Consider the following 17,679-nt stretch of genomic DNA (forward strand, 5'->3'; position numbering starts at 1 on the left):
GCCTCTTGTCCATGAATGCTTTCGATAGAGCCAGGCTATGGGCGTCAGTGACGGGTCGTCGACGGCGCCTGGCTGTCGCCGGTGGCGAACAGCTGGGCGACGTCGCTGGCGTCGAACAGATAGCGCTCGTTGCAGAACTGGCAGTCGACCTCCACCTGGCCGCCGCTTTCCTCCAGCAGGGCCTCGGCATCCGCCTGGCCGATGCTGACCAGGGCCCTCGCCGAGCGCTCGCGCGAGCAGCTGCAACGGAACTGCAGTGGACTGGGCTCGAACAGACGCACGGACTCCTGATGGTAGAGGCGGTGCAGCACGGTCTCGTTGTCCAGCCCCAGCAGCTCCTCGGCGGTCAGGGTATCGGCCAGGGTCAGCAGGTGGTTCCAGCTCTCCTGGCGCTCCTCCGGCTCGGTCTGGTGGTGCGGCGGCAACTGCTGCAGCAACAGGCCGCGGGCGCGCTGGCCGTCGGCGCGCAGCCAGAAGCGGGTCGGCAACTGCTCGGAGGTGGCGAAATAGGCGGTCAGGCTGTCGGCCAGGCTGTCGCCCTCCAGCTCGACGATGCCCTGGTAGCGCTGGCCCCTGGCGGGGTCGACGGTCAGCGCCAGGACACCGTCCGGCATCAGCTCGCGCAGGCCCGCACCGGCATCCACCGCCTCAGCGTCGTAGCGGGCGATGCCGCGCACGTCGCGCTCGCTGGAACACTCGATCATCACCAGCGGCACCGGGCCGGAAGAGCGCGCCTGGAGAACCAGCAGCCCCTCGAACTTCAGGGTGCCGACCAGCAGGGCGGCGGCGGCGAGCATCTCGCCGAGCAGCTGGGCCACCGGTTGCGGGTAGGGATGCTTGGCCAGCACGTGCTGGTAGCTCTCGGCGAGGCTGACCATTTCGCCGCGGACGTCGGTGTCATCGAAGAGGAAACGCTGGGTGAAATCGCGGTCGGACATGACGGACGGGCACCTGAAAGAATGACAATTCGATGACGAGCCGTTAAAACGCGCCAACGAATCTTTGCGACTAGGGAAGGTATGAATTCTATGGATAAAGCCCCACGCATCCAAGCCGCCTGGCGATGGCCGGCGTTCCTCGGCCTGCACCTGCTGGCCCTCGCCCTGCTGGCGAGCTGGATACCGGAAGCCGGTCGCCAGGTGTGGCGCGAGGCCGGCACCCATTTCTTCCTGGCCCTGCACGGCACCCTCGGCCACAACGCCCTGTGGGATGCCCTGTGGGCGCTGTGCAGCACGCGCCTGTGGGACATCCTGGTCGGCGCGCTGATGCTCGCCCTGCTGCTGCATCACGGCTGGGCGTTCCGCGGCGCGGAGAGCCGCCGCGCGCTGTTCCACGTGCTCGCGCTGATGCTGATCCTGGTGCTCCTGCGCACGGTGTTCAGCAAGCTGGTCGGATATATGCACTGGCAGCACGCCAGTCCGTCGGAGCTGATCCCCGGCAGCTATCGGCTCAGCGACGCCTTCCCCGGCCTGGAGCGAGTCTTCGAGGTGAAGGACCGTTCCAGCCGCAGCTTCCCCGGCGACCACGCCTCGGTGCTGTTCGTCTGGGGCCTGTTCATGGCCTGTTTCTGCCGCGGCTGGAAGCTGTGGGCCAGCCTGGCCCTGGTGTTGTTCTGCACCCTGCCGCGCCTGATGGCCGGCGCGCACTGGCTGGAGGACGTCGCCGTCGGTGGCGTGCTGCTGGCCGCACTGGCCTTCGCCTGGGGCTACTGCACGCCGCTGGCCGGCTTCGTCGCCGCCGGCCTGGAGCGCTGCAGCCAGCCGCTGCTGCCCTGGCTGCAGCGGCTGCCGGCAGTGGGCCGCTGGGGCGTACTGCAGCGGCGCTGAGTCAGTCGCGCAGGCCGAGGATCTGCCGGCGCTGCTTCTTGTTCGGCCGGCCCTCGGTCTGCACGCCCAGCGCACCGGCCTTGCGCAAGGCGGCGGCCTCCTCGCGGCGGGCGATGCTGTCGGCGGTTTCCTCGTAGAGCAGCTGCGCCTCGGGCGCACCGCGGCGCACCATGGACAGCGCCCGCACCACCACGGTCCGTTCGTCGAAGCCGGCGCGGATCACGTACTCGTCACCCACCCTGGGCTCCTTGCCGGGCTTGCAGCGCTCGCCCCGGCAATGCACCTTGCCGCCCTCGATGGCTTCCTTGGCCAGCGAACGGGTCTTGTAGAAGCGCGCGGCCCACAGCCACTTGTCCAGGCGCACCTTGTCGTCGTCTCTGTCGCTCATGCTCGTTCCGCAAAATCTTGTCGATCAAGGTTCGAATCTTGCCTGATGCCGTTGTCACATGGCACAGCTAAACTCCTGCGAATTTCCCGGGAAAGCCTGCATTGAAGACTTTCGACCATCTCTCTGTGATCGGCCTACGCGAATGGATCAACCTGCCCGAGCTGGGCATGATCGGCCTGCGCGCGAAGATCGACACCGGCGCCAGCACCTCGACCCTGCATGCCAGCGACATCGTGCCGTTCGAGCGCGACGGCGTGCGCTGGGTGCGCTTCACCGCCCACTTCGGCACCCTGGTGCAGCGCCGCCATCCGTGCGAGGCCAAGGTGGTGACGGTGAAGACCATCAAGAGCTCCAACGGCCAGGCCCAGACCCGCTACGTGATCACCACCACGCTGGCCATGGGTGATCGCAGCTGGGCGGTGGATTTCACCCTGGCCTGCCGCAAGACCATGCGCTACCGCGTGCTGCTCGGCGCCCACGCCCTGATCGACGGCCAGCTGGTGGTCAACCCCGCGCTCACCTACGTCCAAGACAAACCCCAGTTCCCTCTCGCCTCCGGTGCCCAATGAAGATCGCCATTCTGTCGCGCAACCCGCGTCTCTATTCGACCCGTCGCCTGGTGGAAGCCGGCGTGCAGCGCGGTCACGAGATGGTGGTGATAGACACCCTGCGCGCCTACATGAACATCGCCAGTCACAAGCCGCAGATCCATTACCGCGGCAAGCCCATGGAGGGCTTCGACGCGGTCATCCCGCGCATCGGCGCCTCGGTCACCTTCTATGGCTGCGCCGTGCTGCGCCAGTTCGAGATGCAGGGGGTGTTTCCGCTCAACGAGTCGGTGGCGATCAGTCGCTCGCGGGACAAGCTGCGCTCGCTGCAACTGCTGTCGCGCAAGGGCATCGGCCTGCCGGTGACCGGCTTCGCCCACTCGCCGGACGACATTCCCGACCTGATCCAGATGGTCAACGGCGCGCCGCTGGTGATCAAGGTGCTGGAAGGCACCCAGGGCATCGGCGTGGTGCTGTGCGAGACGGAGAAGGCCGCCGAGTCGGTGATCGAGGCCTTCATGGGCCTGAAGCAGAACATCATGGTGCAGGAGTACATAAAGGAAGCGGGCGGCGCCGACATCCGCTGCTTCGTGGTCGGCGACAAGGTGATCGCGGCGATGAAGCGCCAGGCCAAGCCCGGCGAGTTCCGCTCCAACCTGCACCGCGGCGGCGAGGCCAGCCTGATCAAGATCACCCCGGAAGAGCGGATGACTGCCATCCGCGCGGCCAAGGTCATGGGGCTGTCGGTGGCCGGGGTCGACATCCTGCGCTCCAACCACGGGCCGCTGGTGATGGAGGTGAATTCGTCGCCGGGCCTGGAGGGCATCGAGACCACCACCGGCAAGGACGTGGCCGGCATGATCATCCAGTATCTGGAGAAGAACGCCATGCCGGGGCAGACCCGGACCAGGGGCAGAGGCTGAAGCTCCCTCTCCCCTTGGGAGACGACTGCATGGATGCAGGAGGTAGGGCGACGCAGGATGCCAAAGCCGAGGGCTGGGGTGAGGGTGCCGCCAGCCACTCGGAATTGCCTGGAAAACTCTCACCCACGCAGGGAGAGGGGTTGATGCAGCCTAGCTGGCGTCGCGCGGCAGCAGCAGGCCCAGCGGCAGGCAGATGCGCGCCTCCAGGCCGCCGCCGGAGCGGTTGCGCAGCTCCACGCTGCCGCCGTGCAGGGCGGCGATGCGCTTGACGATGGCCAGCCCCAGGCCGGTGCCCTTGCCGCCACGGGCGCGGTCGCCACGGATGAAGGGGTTGAAGATCTCGCCCATTTCCTCCTGGGCGATACCGGGGCCGCGGTCGAGCACGCTGAGCACCACGTAGGGCGCGCTCTCGTCCCCGGCCAGGCTGGTCACCACCTCGACGTTCTGGCCGCCGTAGCGCAGGGCGTTGTCGAGCAGGTTGACCAGCAGCCGCTTGATCGATACCCGGCGCAGCGGGAACGCCGGTACCCGCTCCAGGCACAGGCGCACCCGGTCTTCCTGCTGGTTGTAGGGCGCCACCACCTCGCGCACCAGTTCGTCGAGCAGCAGCGGCTCGGTCCGCTCGTCGCGGCCGTCGCGGATGAAGGCGAGGAACTGGTCGAGGATGGTGTCCATGTGCTCGATGTCGCGGACCATGTCCTCGGTCATCTCGACATCGCCGCCGAGCATTTCCAGCGACAGGCGCAGGCGGGTCAGCGGCGTGCGCAGGTCATGGGAGACGCCGGCCAGCATCAGCTCGCGCTCGCGGGCGCCCTGCTCGATGTCCTCGGCCATCTGGTTGAAGGCACGGTACACCTCGGTCATCTCGCTCGGCGTGTCGCTCACCGGCAGGCGTACGCTGCGCCCCTGGCCGAACTGGCGGGCGGCGAACACCAGGCGCTTGAGCGGCGCGTTGAGCTGGCCGACGAAGATCCAGGCGGCGGCCGTGGACAGCAGGCCGATGCCGAGGAACCAGCCGAGCACGCTCCAGATGCGCTGCCCGCGCAGTGGGTAGGGATACAGCGGCACCTTGAGCCAGTCCGGCCCCAGGCTGGGCGCCCGCACCCAGAGCGCCGGCGGGCTCTGCACGCGGACGCGCACCTCGGTGTCCGCGCCCAGCTCGGACTGCATCTGGCGCAGGAACACTTCGGAATAGGGCCAGTGCTGCTCGGTGGCCGGCACCTTGTCGGCCGAGACCCGGGTGAGGGTCGCCGCCTCGGCGATGTGCGCCCGGTCCTCGGGCTCGGCCGCCCAGTAGGCGCGCAGGGTCAGCGCCGCGCCGTGGCTGTACTGGCGGTCCACCAGCATGTCCTCGTTCATCATCAGATAGACGAGGGTCAACGCCTTGGAGAACAGCACGACGACCAGCACCAGCCAGAGCGTGCGGGCGAAGAAGCTTTGTGGAAACCAGAGGGGGGTTTTCATAGAAAGACAGCTGCAAGCCTCAAGCGACAAGCCTCAAGCAAAAGCCGGACTTCAGCAGGGCCACTTGCAGCTTGTGGCTTGCTGCTTGCGGCTCACTTGTTGCCATCAGGCACGAAGACGTAGCCCACGCCCCAGACGGTCTGGATATAGCGTGGCTTGGACGGGTCCGGCTCGATCAGGCGGCGCAGGCGGCTGATCTGTACGTCGATGGAGCGCTCCAGGGCGTCCCATTCGCGGCCACGGGCCAGGTTCATCAGCTTGTCCCGGGTCAGTGGTTCGCGGGCGTGCTGGACCAGGGCCTTGAGCACGGCGAATTCGCCGGTGGTGAGCATGTGCACCTCGTCGCCCTTCTTCAGCTCGCGGGTCGCCAGGGACAGCTCGTAGTCGCCGAAAGTGACGGTCTCGTCCTCGCTGGCCGGGGCGCCCGGCACCACCGGCGACTGGCGGCGCAGCACGGCCTTGATCCGCGCCAGCAGCTCGCGCGGGTTGAACGGCTTGGCCAGGTAGTCGTCGGCGCCGCCCTCCAGGCCCTGGATGCGGCTGGCCTCGTCGCCCTTGGCGGTGAGCATGATGATCGGCATCTGGTTGTTCGCCTCGCGCAGGCGGCGACAGGCGGAGAGGCCGTCCTCGCCCGGCAGCATCAAGTCGAGCACCAGCAGCTGGAACAGTTCGCGGGCCAGCAGGCGGTCCATCTGCTCGACGTTCTCCACGGCGCGCACGCGGTAGCCCTGCTCGCTTAGGAAACGCTCCAGCAGGCGGCGCAGGCCAGGGTCGTCGTCGACGATGAGGATCTTTTCGCCTTCGGCGGCGGGTGTGCTGCTCATGTTCTCTCCTGTCGGTCCAGGTGGGGCGGCATTATCGCCCAGTGCCGGGTTGCGGCGGCCCGTCCATTGTTAGCAGATTTTTCCCCGAACGGTTCCCAATGCTTTCCGACCCGGTGTTTATAATGCGGCGCTTTCGCGTCGGCACCGGCGTGGTTTTCTTTCAGGGCCTGTTCAAAGGCTTGCGAGCTAGAGCCAAACGGTGGCGAAAACGGCCGAGGAAGCGGAGTTTACGAGTAGTAAATGAGCATTCCGAGGCCGCTTTCAACGCCGTTTGGCCGACGCGCAGCAGACTTTGACAGGCTCTCAGGTAGGTTTCATGGACAGCATCAACAAGCGTATCGCCGCCGAGCTCGGCGTCCTCCCGCAACAGGTCGCCGCCGCCGTGGCCCTGCTCGACGAAGGCTCCACCGTGCCCTTCATCGCCCGTTACCGGAAGGAAGTGACCGGCAGCCTGGACGACACCCAGCTGCGCCACCTGGAAGAGCGCCTGCGCTACCTGCGCGAACTGGACGAGCGCCGCGCCGCGATCCTCGCCAGCATCGAGGAACAGGGCAAGCTGACCCCCGAGCTGACCCGCGAGATCAACGAGGCCGACACCAAGACCCGCCTCGAAGACCTCTACCTGCCGTACAAGCAGAAGCGCCGCACCAAGGGCCAGATCGCCCTGGAAGCCGGCCTCGGCGAACTGGCCGACGCGCTGTTCGGCAATCCCGAGCTGAACCCGGAAACCGAGGCCGCGCGTTTCGTCGACGCCGAGAAGGGCTTCGCCGACGTCAAGGCCGTGCTGGAAGGCGCCAAGTACATCCTCATGGAGCGCTTCGCCGAGGACGCCAGCCTGCTCGACAAGCTGCGCTCGTTCCTCAAGCACGAAGCCACCCTCAGCGCCCGCGTGGTCGCCGGCAAGGAGGCCGAGGGCGCCAAGTTCAGCGACTACTTCGAGCACGATGAAGCCCTCAAGGGCGTGCCGTCGCACCGCGCGCTGGCGATCTTCCGCGGGCGCAACGAGGGCATCCTCGGCGCCAGCCTCAAGGTCGGCGACGAGGCGCCGGGCACCATGCACCCGTGCGAACTGATGATCGCCGAGCGCTTCGGCATCGAGCAGCGCGGCCGCGCCGCCGACAAGTGGCTGGGCGAAGTGGTGCGCTGGACCTGGAAGGTCAAGCTCTACACCCACCTGGAAACCGACCTGCTCGGCGAGCTGCGCGAGAAGGCCGAGGACGAGGCGATCACCGTGTTCGCCCGCAACCTGCACGACCTGCTGCTGGCCGCCCCGGCCGGGCCGCGCGCCACCCTGGCGCTGGACCCGGGCCTGCGCACCGGCTGCAAGGTGGCCGTGGTCGACGCCACCGGCAAAGTGCTGGAAACCGCCACCGTCTACCCGCACGCGCCGCGCAACGACTGGGACGGCACCCTGGCCATTCTCGCCAAGCTGTGCGCCAGGCACGCGGTGGACCTGATCTCCATCGGCAACGGCACCGCCAGCCGCGAGACCGACAAGCTGGCCGGCGACCTGATCAAGAAGCTGCCGGGCCTCAAGCTGACCAAGGTGATGGTGTCCGAGGCCGGCGCCTCGGTGTACTCCGCCTCGGAGCTGGCCGCCCGCGAATTCCCGGACATGGACGTGTCGCTGCGCGGCGCCGTGTCCATCGCCCGCCGCCTGCAGGACCCGCTGGCCGAGCTGGTGAAGATCGACCCGAAATCCATCGGCGTCGGCCAGTACCAGCACGACGTGTCGCAGCTCAAGCTGGCACGCTCGCTGGACGCGGTGGTCGAGGACTGCGTGAACGCCGTCGGCGTCGACGTGAACACCGCTTCCGCCGCGCTGCTGGCGCGCATCTCCGGCCTCAACGGCACCCTGGCGCAGAACATCGTGCAGTTCCGCGACGCCAACGGCGCCTTCGCCTCCCGCGCCGACCTGAAGAAGGTACCGCGCCTGGGCGAGAAGACCTTCGAGCAGGCCGCCGGCTTCCTCCGCGTGATGAATGGCGACAACCCGCTGGACGCCTCCGCCGTGCACCCGGAGACCTACCCGCTGGTGCAGCGCATCGCCGCCGACACTGGCCGCGATGTGCGTTCGCTGCTCGGCGATTCCAGCTTCCTGCGCAGCCTCGATCCCAAGCGTTTCACCGACGAGAGCTTCGGCCTGCCGACCGTCACCGACATCCTCAAGGAACTGGACAAGCCCGGCCGCGACCCGCGCCCGGAGTTCAAGACCGCCGAGTTCCAGGACGGTGTCGAAAGCCTCAAGGACCTGCAGCCGGGCATGGTGCTGGAGGGCGTGGTGACCAACGTCACCAACTTCGGCGCCTTCGTCGACATCGGCGTGCACCAGGACGGCCTGGTGCACATCTCCGCGCTTTCCGAGAAGTTCGTGAAAGATCCCTACGAAGTGGTCAAGGCCGGCGACATCGTCAAGGTCAAGGTCATGGAAGTGGACATCCCGCGCAACCGCGTCGGCCTGTCCATGCGCATGAGCGACACCCCCGGCGAGAAGGTCGATGGTCCGCGTGGCGGGCAACCCCGGGGCGGGCAGTCCCGTGGTGGCAACGGTGGCAACCAGCCGCGCAGCGAGCGCCACTCCAGCCAGGACAAGCCGGCCCCGGCCAACGCCGCCATGGCCGCGCTGTTCGCCAACGCCAAGCAGCTGAGGAAGTGAGCCATGAGTGAAGCGTCGCCGGTCGGCCAGGACAGCAACTTCAGCAAGCTGCTCGGCATCCGCATCGAGAAGGCCGAGAACGGCGAGTCGGTGCTGCGCATGAGCATGCAGGAGCACCTGCTCAACCTGCACGGGCGCATGCACGGTGGCGCGCTCTACTCGCTGATCGACACCGCCCTCGGCCAGGCCAGCCACAGCCTGTTCGGCGGTGAGGCCGGCAGCATGACCCTGGAATGCAAGGTCAACTACATCCGCGGCGTCGAGGCCGGCGAGGTGGTCTGCCACGCCCGCGTGCTCAACGCCGGGCGCAAGGTCCACGTGCTGGAGGCCAGGGTGGAACAGGGCGACAAGCTGATCGCCACGGCCCAGGCCACGTTCATCTGCAAGTAAGCCACGGCGGCGCGCGAGCACTCTCCCCCTGGGAGAGGGGCGCTTCAGGATTGCGCCGCGCGCCCGGGCGGCGCATCCTCCCCTTCCGGTCAGGCGACAGCGTCCGTCCGTACCCCACTTGCAGTGTGGCGGCTCCACCCCCATATAGGGGCGACCGTCGAGTGAAGGAACAAGAATCTTGAGCGATCGCATCGAACGCCGCCTGGCTTTGCTCGGCGAGGCCGCCCACCTGCCCCTGCTCACCCGGTGCCTGCACGGCATCGAACGCGAGACGCTGCGCGTCGACGCGAACGGCCGGCTGGCGCAGACGCCGCACCCCCGCGCGCTGGGCTCGGCGCTGACCCACGCGCAGATCACCACCGATTATTCCGAGGCCTTGCTGGAGTTCATCACCCCGGCCGAGCCGGACCCGGCCGACACCCTGGCCGATCTCGACCGCATCCACCGCTTCGCCGCCGACCGGCTGGACGGCGAATACCTGTGGAGCCCGTCGATGCCCGGCCTGCTGCCTGACGAGGCGGACATCCCGATCGCCCGCTACGGCAGCTCCAGCATCGGCCGCCTGAAGTACGTCTATCGCCAGGGCCTGGCCCTGCGCTACGGCAAGACCATGCAGTGCATCGCCGGCATCCACTACAACTTCAGCCTGGCCGAGGACCTGTGGCCGCTGCTGCAGAAGCTGGACGGCGACACCCAGGCCCCGCGCGACTACCAGTCCGCCGCCTACATCGCGCTGATCCGCAACTTCCGCCGCTACAGCTGGCTGCTGATGTACCTGTTCGGCGCCTCGCCGGCGCTGGACGCCAGCTTCCTGCGCGGCCGCCCGCACCAGCTGCAGCAACTCGACGCCGACACCCTCTACCTGCCCTGGGCCACCAGCCTGCGGATGAGCGACCTGGGCTACCAGAGCAGCGCCCAGTCCGGCCTGACGCCCTGCTACAACGACCTGGCCAGCTACACCGAGAGCCTGCGCGCGGCAGTGGCCACGCCCTACCCGGCCTACGCCGAGATCGGCACCAAGGACGCCAACGGCGAGTGGCTGCAGCTCAACACCAACATCATCCAGATCGAGAACGAGTACTACTCGAGCATCCGCCCGAAGCGCGTCACCTACTCCGGCGAGCGCCCGATCCAGGCCCTGATGAGCCGCGGCGTGCAATACGTGGAAGTGCGCTGCCTGGACATCAACCCCTACCTGCCGCTGGGCATCGACCTGGACCAGGCGCGCTTCCTCGACGCCTTCATCCTGTTCTGCGCCCTGGCCGACAGCCCGCTGCTGGCCAGCGGCGAGTGCTGCTCCTGCACCGAGAACTTCCTCAAGACGGTCAAGGAAGGTCGCCGCCCCAACCTGCACCTGCAGCGCGACAGCCAGCAGGTGGAACTGCGGACCTGGGCCGGCGAACTGCTCGATGCCTTCGCCCCCATCGCCACCCTGCTCGACCGCGCCCACGGCGGCGACGCCTACCAGACCGCCCTGCACCTGCAGCGACGCAAGGTGGAGGACACCAGCCTGACGCCCTCGGCGCGGGTGCTGGCCGAGCTGCAGGCGACCGGCGAGAGCTTCCGCCAGTTCGCCCTGCGCCAGAGCAAGGCCCACGCCGAGGCCTTCCGCGCCCGGCCGCTGAGCGCGGAGGAGCGGGCCGCTTTCGAGGCGGCGGCGAGCCAGTCGCTGGCCGAGCAGGAGGAACTGGAACGGGCCCCGGCCGGCGACTTCGACACCTTCGTCGCGGCGTACCAGGCGAGCATCCTCGGCATCAGCGTATAAGGGCAGCGCGCCGGAACACCGGCGCGCGGTAAAGGCTCTGCAATCAATGACCTGGCGAAAAGCGGGGTTTCTTTGCGGCAGCCCGTCACAAATCCGCCACGACGACCGTTCGGCCCTGACCAGCGGCACGCCGGCCGCCCTGCCACGGGCTAGCCTGTGTGGAAACCCGTATTGGCGAACCGCCATGACGCCCGCAGCAGACAATCACGACTGGAGCCTGGAGAGCCTGAACAAGGCCTACCAGCAAGGCTACATGGCCGGCCTCACCGGCCAGCCACAGCACGCCCAGCCCTACCCCGCCGAAGTGCTGGCCGCCGCCTGGGAGGCCGGCTGGGACGACGGCAACGAGCAGTTCAAGCAACACCAGCGCCGCAGCGCCTGACACCCCGCCACGTCCGTAGGAGCGAGCTCTGCTCGCGAAGCCTTTCGCCGTTGATGTTCGCGAGCAGAGCTCGCTCCTACAGGCTCCGGCGTGGCTCTTCGTTATCGCCCGCGGTCACGTAGGGCGGGTGCAACCCGCGTGACCGGCACCATCGCGGGTTTCACCCGCCCTACCGTAGGGTGCGCCATGCACACCGGAGCCCCTACAGGGCCTTCTCGAATATCTTCGAATTACGCTGGTAGTTGTACAGCGAGGCGCGGGCGGCCGGCAGGCGCTCGACGCCGCTGGGCTCGAAACCACGCTCCTGGAACCAGTGCGCGGTGCGAGTGGTGAGCACGAACAGGGTCTTCAGCCCCAGTGCCCTGGCGCGCTCCTCGATGCGTTCGAGCAGCTCGTCGCCGCGGCCGCCGTGGCGATACTCCGGGTTCACCGCCAGGCACGCCAGCTCGCCGGCCTCGGAATCGGAGATCGGATACAGCGCGGCGCAAGCGATGATCAGCCCGTCGCGCTCGACGATGCTGAACTGGCCGATCTCCCGCTCCAGCACCTCGCGGGAGCGGCGCACCAGGATGCCCTGGTCCTCCAGCGGGGTGATCAGCTCGATCAGGCCGCCGACATCCTCGATGGTCGCCTCGCGCAGCGACTCGAACTGCTCTTGGTCGACCAGGGTGCCGCCGCCGTCGCGGGTGAACAGCTCGGTGAGCAGCGAGCCATCCTCCATGTAGCTGACGATATGACTGCGCTTGACCCCGCCCCGGCAGGCCTGGGCGGCGGCGTCGAGCAGCTCGGCCTGGTAGCAGCTGCCCAGGCGCGCCAGGTGCGCCGGCACCTGCTGCGGGCGCAGCTCGCGCACCAGCTTGCCGCTGTCGTCGAGCAGGCCGCGCTCGGCGCTGAACAGCAGCAGCTTGTCGGCCTGCAGGTCGATGGCGGCGCGGGTGGCGACGTCCTCGCAGGCCAGGTTGAAGATTTCACCCGTGGGCGAGTAGCCGAGCGACGACAGCAGCACGATGCTGCGTTCGTCGAGCAGGCGGCCGATGCCCTTGCGGTCGACCCGACGCACTTCGCCGGTGTGGTGGTAGTCGATGCCGTCGACCACGCCGATCGGCCGCGCGGTGACGAAGTTGCCGCCGGACACGCGCAGGCGCGAGCCCTGCATCGGCGAGGCGGCCATGTCCATCGACAGGCGCGCCTCGATGGCGATGCGCAGGCTGCCGACCGCGTCGATCACGCAATCCAGGGTCGGCCCGTCGGTGATGCGCAGGTCGCGGTGATAGTGCGGGATCAACCCGCGCTCGGCCAGGCGCGCCTCGATCTGCGGGCGCGAGCCGTGCACCAGCACCAGGCGCACGCCGAGGCTGTGCAGCAGCACCAGGTCGTGGACGATGTTGCCGAAATTCGGATGTTCCACGCCGTCGCCGGGCAGCATCACCACGAAGGTGCAGTCCCGGTGGGCGTTGATATAGGGCGAAGCGTGGCGAAGCCAGTTGACGTAGTCGTGCATTGAGAAGCCTGTGAGCAAGGACGGACGAGCGATGTTTTGCCTCTCCGAAGCGGAGAAGGAAGGTCGGTCTAGCGTCGTCGCAACATCGTTGCTCCCCTTATGGGCCGGGCGGGTTACAGGCAGTAGTGCTGGATCAGCTGGCGCAGCAGCGCCACGGTCGGTTCGATGCGCGCCAGTTCGAGGAATTCCCCCGGCTGGTGGGCACAGGCGATGTCGCCCGGGCCGAGGACGATGGTCTCGCAGCCGAGCTGCTGAAGATACGGGGCTTCGGTGCCGAATGCCACCGACTGGGCTGCATGCCCGGTCAGCTTTTCCGCCAGGCGCACCAGTTCGCTGTCGGCGGCTTGCTCGAAGGGCGGCACGTTGGCGAACAGCGGCGCGTAGTCGATCTTCACCTGGTGCCGCTCGGCCAGCGGCCGCAGCTTGCCGCGGATGGCCTCGCGCAGCTGCTCCGGGTCCATACCCGGCAGCGGGCGCAGGTCGAATTCCAGCGAGCACTGGCCGCAGATGCGGTTGGGATTGTCGCCGCCGTGGATGCAGCCGAGGTTGAGGGTCGGCTGCGGCACGCCGAACTGCGGATTGCTGAACTCGCGCTGCCACTGGCCACGCAGGTCGCGCAGCGCGCCGATGGCGTCGTGCATCGCCTCCAGGGCGCTGTGGCCGAGGCTCGGGTCGGAGCTGTGGCCGCTCTGGCCGAGGATGTCGATGCGCTCCATCATCACGCCCTTGTGTAGGCGCACCGGCCTGAGCCCGGTAGGCTCGCCGATCACCGCCGCGCGGCCCAGCGGCCGGCCGGCCCTGGCGAGGGCGCGCGCGCCGTCCATCGAGCTTTCCTCGTCGCAGGTGGCGAGCACCAGCAGCGGCTGACGGAACGGGTGGTCGAGCAGCCCGCGCACCGCCTCTATCACCAGCGGGAAGAATCCCTTCATGTCGCAGACGCCGAGGCCGACCCAGCGGTCCCCCTCCGCCGTCAGCCGGAGCGGGTCGCTGCGCCACAGCGCGGCGTCGAACGGCACCGTGTCGCTGTGGCCGGCCAGCACCAGGCCGCCGGGGCCGCTGCCCAGGGTCGCCAGCAGGTTGGCCTTGCCCGGCGCCACGTCCTGGATCTCGCAGGCGAAGCCGAGGTCGCCCAGCCAGGCCGCCAGCAGCTCGATCACCGGGCGGTTGGACTGGTCCCAGTGGGGCTGGGTGCAGCTGACCGAGGGGGTGGCGATCAGTGCGGCGAGCTGGTCCTGCAGGGAGGGAAGCGGCATAGGAATCTCCATGATCTGGCCCCCATCATAGAGACGCGGGCGCGCCCTGCAAACGCGGTCGGAACCCGACCTTTCGTCCGGGCCGACATGAGCCGAAACGACCGTTCGAGCAGAAGCCGCTGTCATCTGGCATACTTCGCGCCCCTTTTGCGGTCATGAAAACGTCATGTTCGAACTATTCAGCGGGCTGGATGTGTGGGTTGCCATCAGCCTGGTCCTGGCTCTGACCTTTGTCCTGGCCTTCGAATTCATCAACGGTTTCCACGACACCGCCAACGCGGTGGCCACGGTGATCTACACCAAGGCGATGCCGCCGCACCTGGCGGTGATCGCCTCCGGCATCTTCAACTTCCTCGGCGTGGTGCTGGGCGGCGTCGGCGTCGCCTACGCCATCGTCCACCTGTTGCCGGTGGAGCTGCTGATCAACGTCAACACCAGCCACGGCCTGGTGATGGTGTTCTCCCTGCTGACCGCGGCCATCGCCTGGAACCTGGGCACCTGGTACTTGGGCATCCCGGCCTCCAGCTCGCACACCCTGATCGGCTCGATCCTCGGTGTCGGCCTGGCCAACGCCCTGCTCACCCACATCTCCCTGGCCGACGGCGTGAACTGGCAGAAGGCGATCGACATCGGCCTGAGCCTGCTGCTGTCGCCGCTGGCCGGCTTCGCCGTGGCCGGCCTGATCCTGATCGGCCTGCGCCGTGCCTTCGCCGAATCGAAGATGCACGAGACGCCCGAGAGCCGCAAGGAGATCAAGGGCAAGAAGAAGCCGCCGTTCTGGAACCGCATGGTGCTGATCATCTCGGCCATGGGCGTGAGCTTCGTGCATGGCTCGAACGACGGCCAGAAGGGCATCGGCCTGATCATGCTGGTGCTGATCGGCATCGTCCCGGCCAAGTTCGTGCTGGACCTGAACAGCACCACCTACCAGATCGAACGCACCCGCGACGCCACCGTCCACCTGCAGCAGTTCTACCAGCGCAACCACGACGCGCTGAGCGAGTACCTGTCGCTGGGCAAGCCCGGCAACACCGAGCTGCCCAAGCAGTTCCGCTGCGACGCCAAGCTGACCGAGGCGACCATCGCCGCCCTGATGACCGACCTGCAGGGCGTCACCGACTACAACCAGATGGATCACGAGAAACGCACCCAGGTGCGCCGCTACCTGCTCTGCCTGGACGACACCGCCAAGCGCGTCAGCAAGCTGGACAACCTGCCCAAGCGCGAGAAGGCGGACCTGGACAAGCTGCGCAAGGACCTCACCGCCACCACCGAATACGCCCCCACCTGGGTGATCTTCGCCGTGGCCCTGGCCCTCGGCATCGGCACCATGGTCGGCTGGAAGCGCGTGGTGCTGACCGTCGGCGAGAAGATCGGCAAGCAGGGCATGACCTACGCCCAGGGCATGAGCGCGCAGATCACCGCCTCCATCGCCATCGGCCTGGCCAACGTCTACAGCCTGCCGGTGTCCACCACCCACGTACTGTCGTCCGGCGTCGCCGGCACCATGGTCGCCAACAAGAGCGGCCTGCAGTTCGGCACGGTGCGCAACATCCTGATGGCCTGGGTGCTGACCCTGCCGGCCACCATCCTGCTGTCCGCCGGCCTGTTCTGGCTGGGCGTGCAGCTGTTCGTGTAGGCGCCACCGGCGCCACGCGACGAGGCCGCCCCCGGGCGGCCTCTTCGTTCCAGCCCCAGCCACCTTCCCAGCCCGGCTTTGCCCTGTACACTGGCGGCTCGGGGCGGCGTGGCGACGAGACAGAGGCGGATCACCCAGCGATGACTTTCCAACAACTCAGGCGCTACTGGCACATCGAGCTGCTGGGCGGCGCCCACAAGCGCTTCTCCTGGCGCCGGCTGCGCGCCAAGTACGTGCAGCGCTCGCGCTACCGCTACCTGTTCTGGTTCCGCTTCGCCCAGTACCTGCACAGCAGCCGCTCGAAGTTCCTGCGCAAGCGCGCCGAGCGCCTGGCGGACCGCATCGCCGAACGCTTCGGCATCGAGATCGCCCTCGGCGCGCAGATCGGCGAAGGGCTGTTCATCCCTCATCCGGTGGGTATCGTCATCACCCGCAAGGCCGTGATCGGCAAGAACTTCAGCATCTTCCAGAACACCACCATCGGCCAGAAGAACGACGACAGCGCGCCCATCCTGATCGGCGACAACGTGACCGTCGGCGCCAACGCCTGCATCATCGGCCACGACCTGCGCATCGGTAACAACGTCACCATCGCGGCGGCCGCCTTCGTCAACAAGGACATTCCCGACGACCACCTGTTCGTCACCCGCTACGCCTCGGAGCTGATCGAGCCCCGCCAGGGGGCCTCCCTCATCAGCACGCGCCATTCCCGCCAGGCACAACAGCCGCAACCGACGAAACCCGCATGAACAAAGAAACCGAGATCAAGCTGCGCGCCAGCCGCGAAACCCTCGCCGCCCTGCGCGACCACCCGCTGCTGAAGAAGCGCAACAAGTCCGGCTGGCAGACCCACGAGCTGTTCAACCAGTACTTCGACACGGCCGAGCGCGACCTGGCCGGCGCCCGCGTCGCCCTGCGCCTGCGCCGCGACGGCGAGCAGTACATCCAGACCCTCAAGAGCCGCGGCCAGAGCGTGGCCGGGCTGTCCGAACGCAACGAGTGGGACTGGTACCTGAAGAAGGCCAAGCTGGACCTCAAGCTGCTCGGCGACGACTGCTGGCCGGCCAGCCTGGCCGAGCTGGACAAGAAGACCCTGCAGCCGATCTTCACCACCGACTTCGTCCGCCAGAAGGCGGAGATCGCCTGGGGTCGCGGCAAGGCCAAGACGGTGATCGAGGCGGCCCTGGACCTGGGCAAGGTGGTCGCCGGCGAGGGCGAGGAAGAAATCTGCGAACTGGAACTGGAACTGCGCGAAGGCGAGCCGGCGGCCCTGCTGGAACTGGCCTGCGAGCTGGCCGCCGACCTGCCGCTGATGCCCTGCGACATCAGCAAGGCCGAGCGCGGCTACCGCCTGTTCGACTCCGCCAGCTACAGCCTGAGCCTGCCGCCGCCCGCGCTGCACGCCGAGATGGCGCTGGACGACGCCTTCGCCGCCCTCGCCTGGCACCTGCTCGGCAGCAGCCAGCGCCTGGCCGAGCAGTACCGCTTCAACGGCCACTGGAAGCTGCTGGAACAGTGGCTGCAACAGCTGATCGACCTGCGCGCCCTGCTCGGCAGCCTCGGCCAGGCCGCGCCGCGCGCCTCCAGCCGCGAGCTGCGCGAGGCGCTGGACGCCCTGCTGGCCGACTGGCGCCCGCGCCTGGCCGCCGGCCGCGACGACGAGGCGCTGCGCCACAACGCGCCGGCCATGTTCGCCGGCGAGCTGCAGGGCAACCGCTGGGGCCTGCTCTCCCTGCAGCTGTCGCGCTGGCTGCTGCAGCGCGGCTGGACGGCCGGGCGCAACTCGCGCGGCGAGCGCCAGGGCGCGGCGGCGCTGGGCAACTGGCTGCCGACCCTGCTGGGCGAAGAGGCCGAGGGCCTGCGCCTGAAACACTACCAGCAGTTCCCCGAGGCGCTGGCCGAACAGCTGCCGCGCATCGAGCGCATCCAGGCCTGGCTGCGCCTGGCCCGCCAGGCGCTCGAACTGCCGGAACTGGACCGCCTGTACGGCGAACTGGCCAAGCTGGAGGCCCTGGCCAGCCGTGGCAACGATGCCGAAGTGCTGGCCGCTCGCCAGGCACAGGCCCATACTGTGGCGACGCTCAAACCCTGGAAGCTGCTGCTGAAATAAGCTGCTCGTC

The 17,679-nt window shown here is 68.1% G+C and carries 16 protein-coding genes; 10 read left to right on the forward strand and 6 right to left on the reverse strand.

Annotation, left to right across the window (positions count from 1 at the left end):
• Positions 1 to 44: 44 nt before the first annotated feature.
• Positions 45 to 938 (reverse strand): Hsp33 family molecular chaperone HslO, encoded by an 894-nt coding sequence (gene hslO / locus N7640_RS02195; protein WP_279901602.1) that lies wholly within the window; start codon positions 936 to 938, stop codon positions 45 to 47.
• A gap of 90 nt (positions 939 to 1,028) precedes the next feature.
• Between hslO and N7640_RS02200 the strand changes: the two genes are divergently transcribed.
• Complete coding sequence (locus tag N7640_RS02200) at positions 1,029 to 1,826, forward strand: phosphatase PAP2 family protein (RefSeq protein ID WP_279901601.1); 798 nt, start codon at positions 1,029 to 1,031, stop codon at positions 1,824 to 1,826.
• Position 1,827: 1 nt separating this feature from the next.
• On the opposite strand, the gene N7640_RS02205 is transcribed toward N7640_RS02200, so the two are convergent.
• Complete coding sequence (locus N7640_RS02205) at positions 1,828 to 2,214, reverse strand: S4 domain-containing protein (RefSeq protein ID WP_279901600.1); 387 nt, start codon at positions 2,212 to 2,214, stop codon at positions 1,828 to 1,830.
• A gap of 128 nt (positions 2,215 to 2,342) precedes the next feature.
• Here N7640_RS02205 and N7640_RS02210 point away from each other — a divergent pair, with 128 nt between their 5' ends.
• On the forward strand, positions 2,343 to 2,783 hold the full coding sequence (locus N7640_RS02210; protein ID WP_279901967.1) for an ATP-dependent zinc protease: 441 nt from the start codon (positions 2,343 to 2,345) through the stop codon (positions 2,781 to 2,783).
• Positions 2,780 to 3,685 carry a 30S ribosomal protein S6--L-glutamate ligase gene (gene rimK / locus N7640_RS02215; protein WP_220815705.1) on the forward strand — a complete coding sequence of 302 codons (906 nt, stop codon included), beginning with the start codon at positions 2,780 to 2,782 and terminating at the stop codon, positions 3,683 to 3,685. The genes N7640_RS02210 and rimK overlap by 4 nt, the downstream gene beginning before the upstream one ends.
• A gap of 150 nt (positions 3,686 to 3,835) precedes the next feature.
• Here the strand turns inward: rimK and N7640_RS02220 are convergent, their stop codons facing one another.
• A complete protein-coding gene (locus tag N7640_RS02220; RefSeq protein WP_220815704.1) occupies positions 3,836 to 5,149 on the reverse strand; it encodes an ATP-binding protein in 1,314 nt (437 codons plus the stop codon).
• Between the two features lie 92 nt (positions 5,150 to 5,241).
• A complete protein-coding gene (gene ompR / locus N7640_RS02225) occupies positions 5,242 to 5,973 on the reverse strand; it encodes a two-component system response regulator OmpR (RefSeq protein ID WP_220815703.1) in 732 nt (243 codons plus the stop codon).
• A 316-nt stretch (positions 5,974 to 6,289) separates the two neighbouring features.
• Between ompR and N7640_RS02230 the strand changes: the two genes are divergently transcribed.
• From N7640_RS02230 to N7640_RS02245, 4 genes are all read left to right on the forward strand, one after another.
• Positions 6,290 to 8,629, forward strand: coding sequence for a Tex family protein (locus N7640_RS02230; RefSeq protein WP_279901599.1), 2,340 nt, complete (start codon positions 6,290 to 6,292; stop codon positions 8,627 to 8,629).
• Positions 8,630 to 8,632: 3 nt separating this feature from the next.
• Positions 8,633 to 9,019 carry a PaaI family thioesterase gene (locus tag N7640_RS02235; RefSeq protein WP_279901598.1) on the forward strand — a complete coding sequence of 129 codons (387 nt, stop codon included), beginning with the start codon at positions 8,633 to 8,635 and terminating at the stop codon, positions 9,017 to 9,019.
• 178 nt (positions 9,020 to 9,197) lie between these two features.
• Positions 9,198 to 10,784: a glutamate--cysteine ligase gene (gshA, locus tag N7640_RS02240; protein ID WP_279901597.1), complete on the forward strand. Its 1,587-nt coding sequence runs from the start codon at positions 9,198 to 9,200 to the stop codon at positions 10,782 to 10,784.
• Between the two features lie 184 nt (positions 10,785 to 10,968).
• Positions 10,969 to 11,166, forward strand: a complete 198-nt coding sequence (locus N7640_RS02245) for a ribosome modulation factor (protein ID WP_220815985.1) — start codon at positions 10,969 to 10,971, stop codon at positions 11,164 to 11,166.
• A 202-nt stretch (positions 11,167 to 11,368) separates the two neighbouring features.
• Here N7640_RS02245 and argA read toward each other — a convergent pair whose 3' ends face one another.
• Both argA and argE read right to left on the reverse strand, forming a co-directional pair.
• Positions 11,369 to 12,667, reverse strand: a complete 1,299-nt coding sequence (argA, locus tag N7640_RS02250) for an amino-acid N-acetyltransferase (protein WP_279901596.1) — start codon at positions 12,665 to 12,667, stop codon at positions 11,369 to 11,371.
• A gap of 113 nt (positions 12,668 to 12,780) precedes the next feature.
• Complete coding sequence (gene argE / locus N7640_RS02255) at positions 12,781 to 13,920, reverse strand: acetylornithine deacetylase (protein WP_220815987.1); 1,140 nt, start codon at positions 13,918 to 13,920, stop codon at positions 12,781 to 12,783.
• Positions 13,921 to 14,086: 166 nt separating this feature from the next.
• Between argE and N7640_RS02260 the strand changes: the two genes are divergently transcribed.
• From N7640_RS02260 to N7640_RS02270, 3 genes are all read left to right on the forward strand, one after another.
• On the forward strand, positions 14,087 to 15,559 hold the full coding sequence (locus N7640_RS02260) for an inorganic phosphate transporter (protein WP_279901594.1): 1,473 nt from the start codon (positions 14,087 to 14,089) through the stop codon (positions 15,557 to 15,559).
• Positions 15,560 to 15,699: 140 nt separating this feature from the next.
• The gene (locus N7640_RS02265; RefSeq protein WP_220815989.1) at positions 15,700 to 16,308 is read left to right on the forward strand and encodes a serine acetyltransferase; all 609 of its coding nucleotides are present in this window, start codon (positions 15,700 to 15,702) and stop codon (positions 16,306 to 16,308) included.
• Positions 16,305 to 17,669 (forward strand): CYTH domain-containing protein, encoded by a 1,365-nt coding sequence (locus N7640_RS02270; protein ID WP_279901593.1) that lies wholly within the window; start codon positions 16,305 to 16,307, stop codon positions 17,667 to 17,669. Before N7640_RS02265 ends, N7640_RS02270 begins: the two co-directional genes overlap by 4 nt.
• Positions 17,670 to 17,679 lie beyond the last annotated feature (10 nt).

Origin of the sequence: Pseudomonas sp. GD04015 (assembly GCF_029837675.1) — a bacterium.
GTDB classification, from domain to species: Bacteria; Pseudomonadota; Gammaproteobacteria; order Pseudomonadales; family Pseudomonadaceae; genus Aquipseudomonas; species Aquipseudomonas paralcaligenes.

What these genes read in the sequence shown, in the direction of transcription:
- hslO (WP_279901602.1), bottom strand. Translation starts at nt 938, where the DNA reads ATGTCCGACCGCGATTTCACCCAGCGTTTCCTCTTCGATGACACCGAC.
- N7640_RS02200 (WP_279901601.1), top strand. Translation starts at nt 1,029, where the DNA reads ATGGATAAAGCCCCACGCATCCAAGCCGCCTGGCGATGGCCGGCGTTC.
- N7640_RS02205 (WP_279901600.1), bottom strand. Translation starts at nt 2,214, where the DNA reads ATGAGCGACAGAGACGACGACAAGGTGCGCCTGGACAAGTGGCTGTGG.
- rimK (WP_220815705.1), top strand. Translation starts at nt 2,780, where the DNA reads ATGAAGATCGCCATTCTGTCGCGCAACCCGCGTCTCTATTCGACCCGT.
- N7640_RS02220 (WP_220815704.1), bottom strand. Translation starts at nt 5,149, where the DNA reads ATGAAAACCCCCCTCTGGTTTCCACAAAGCTTCTTCGCCCGCACGCTC.
- ompR (WP_220815703.1), bottom strand. Translation starts at nt 5,973, where the DNA reads ATGAGCAGCACACCCGCCGCCGAAGGCGAAAAGATCCTCATCGTCGAC.
- N7640_RS02230 (WP_279901599.1), top strand. Translation starts at nt 6,290, where the DNA reads ATGGACAGCATCAACAAGCGTATCGCCGCCGAGCTCGGCGTCCTCCCG.
- N7640_RS02235 (WP_279901598.1), top strand. Translation starts at nt 8,633, where the DNA reads ATGAGTGAAGCGTCGCCGGTCGGCCAGGACAGCAACTTCAGCAAGCTG.
- N7640_RS02245 (WP_220815985.1), top strand. Translation starts at nt 10,969, where the DNA reads ATGACGCCCGCAGCAGACAATCACGACTGGAGCCTGGAGAGCCTGAAC.
- argA (WP_279901596.1), bottom strand. Translation starts at nt 12,667, where the DNA reads ATGCACGACTACGTCAACTGGCTTCGCCACGCTTCGCCCTATATCAAC.
- argE (WP_220815987.1), bottom strand. Translation starts at nt 13,920, where the DNA reads ATGCCGCTTCCCTCCCTGCAGGACCAGCTCGCCGCACTGATCGCCACC.
- N7640_RS02260 (WP_279901594.1), top strand. Translation starts at nt 14,087, where the DNA reads ATGTTCGAACTATTCAGCGGGCTGGATGTGTGGGTTGCCATCAGCCTG.
- N7640_RS02265 (WP_220815989.1), top strand. Translation starts at nt 15,700, where the DNA reads ATGACTTTCCAACAACTCAGGCGCTACTGGCACATCGAGCTGCTGGGC.
- N7640_RS02270 (WP_279901593.1), top strand. Translation starts at nt 16,305, where the DNA reads ATGAACAAAGAAACCGAGATCAAGCTGCGCGCCAGCCGCGAAACCCTC.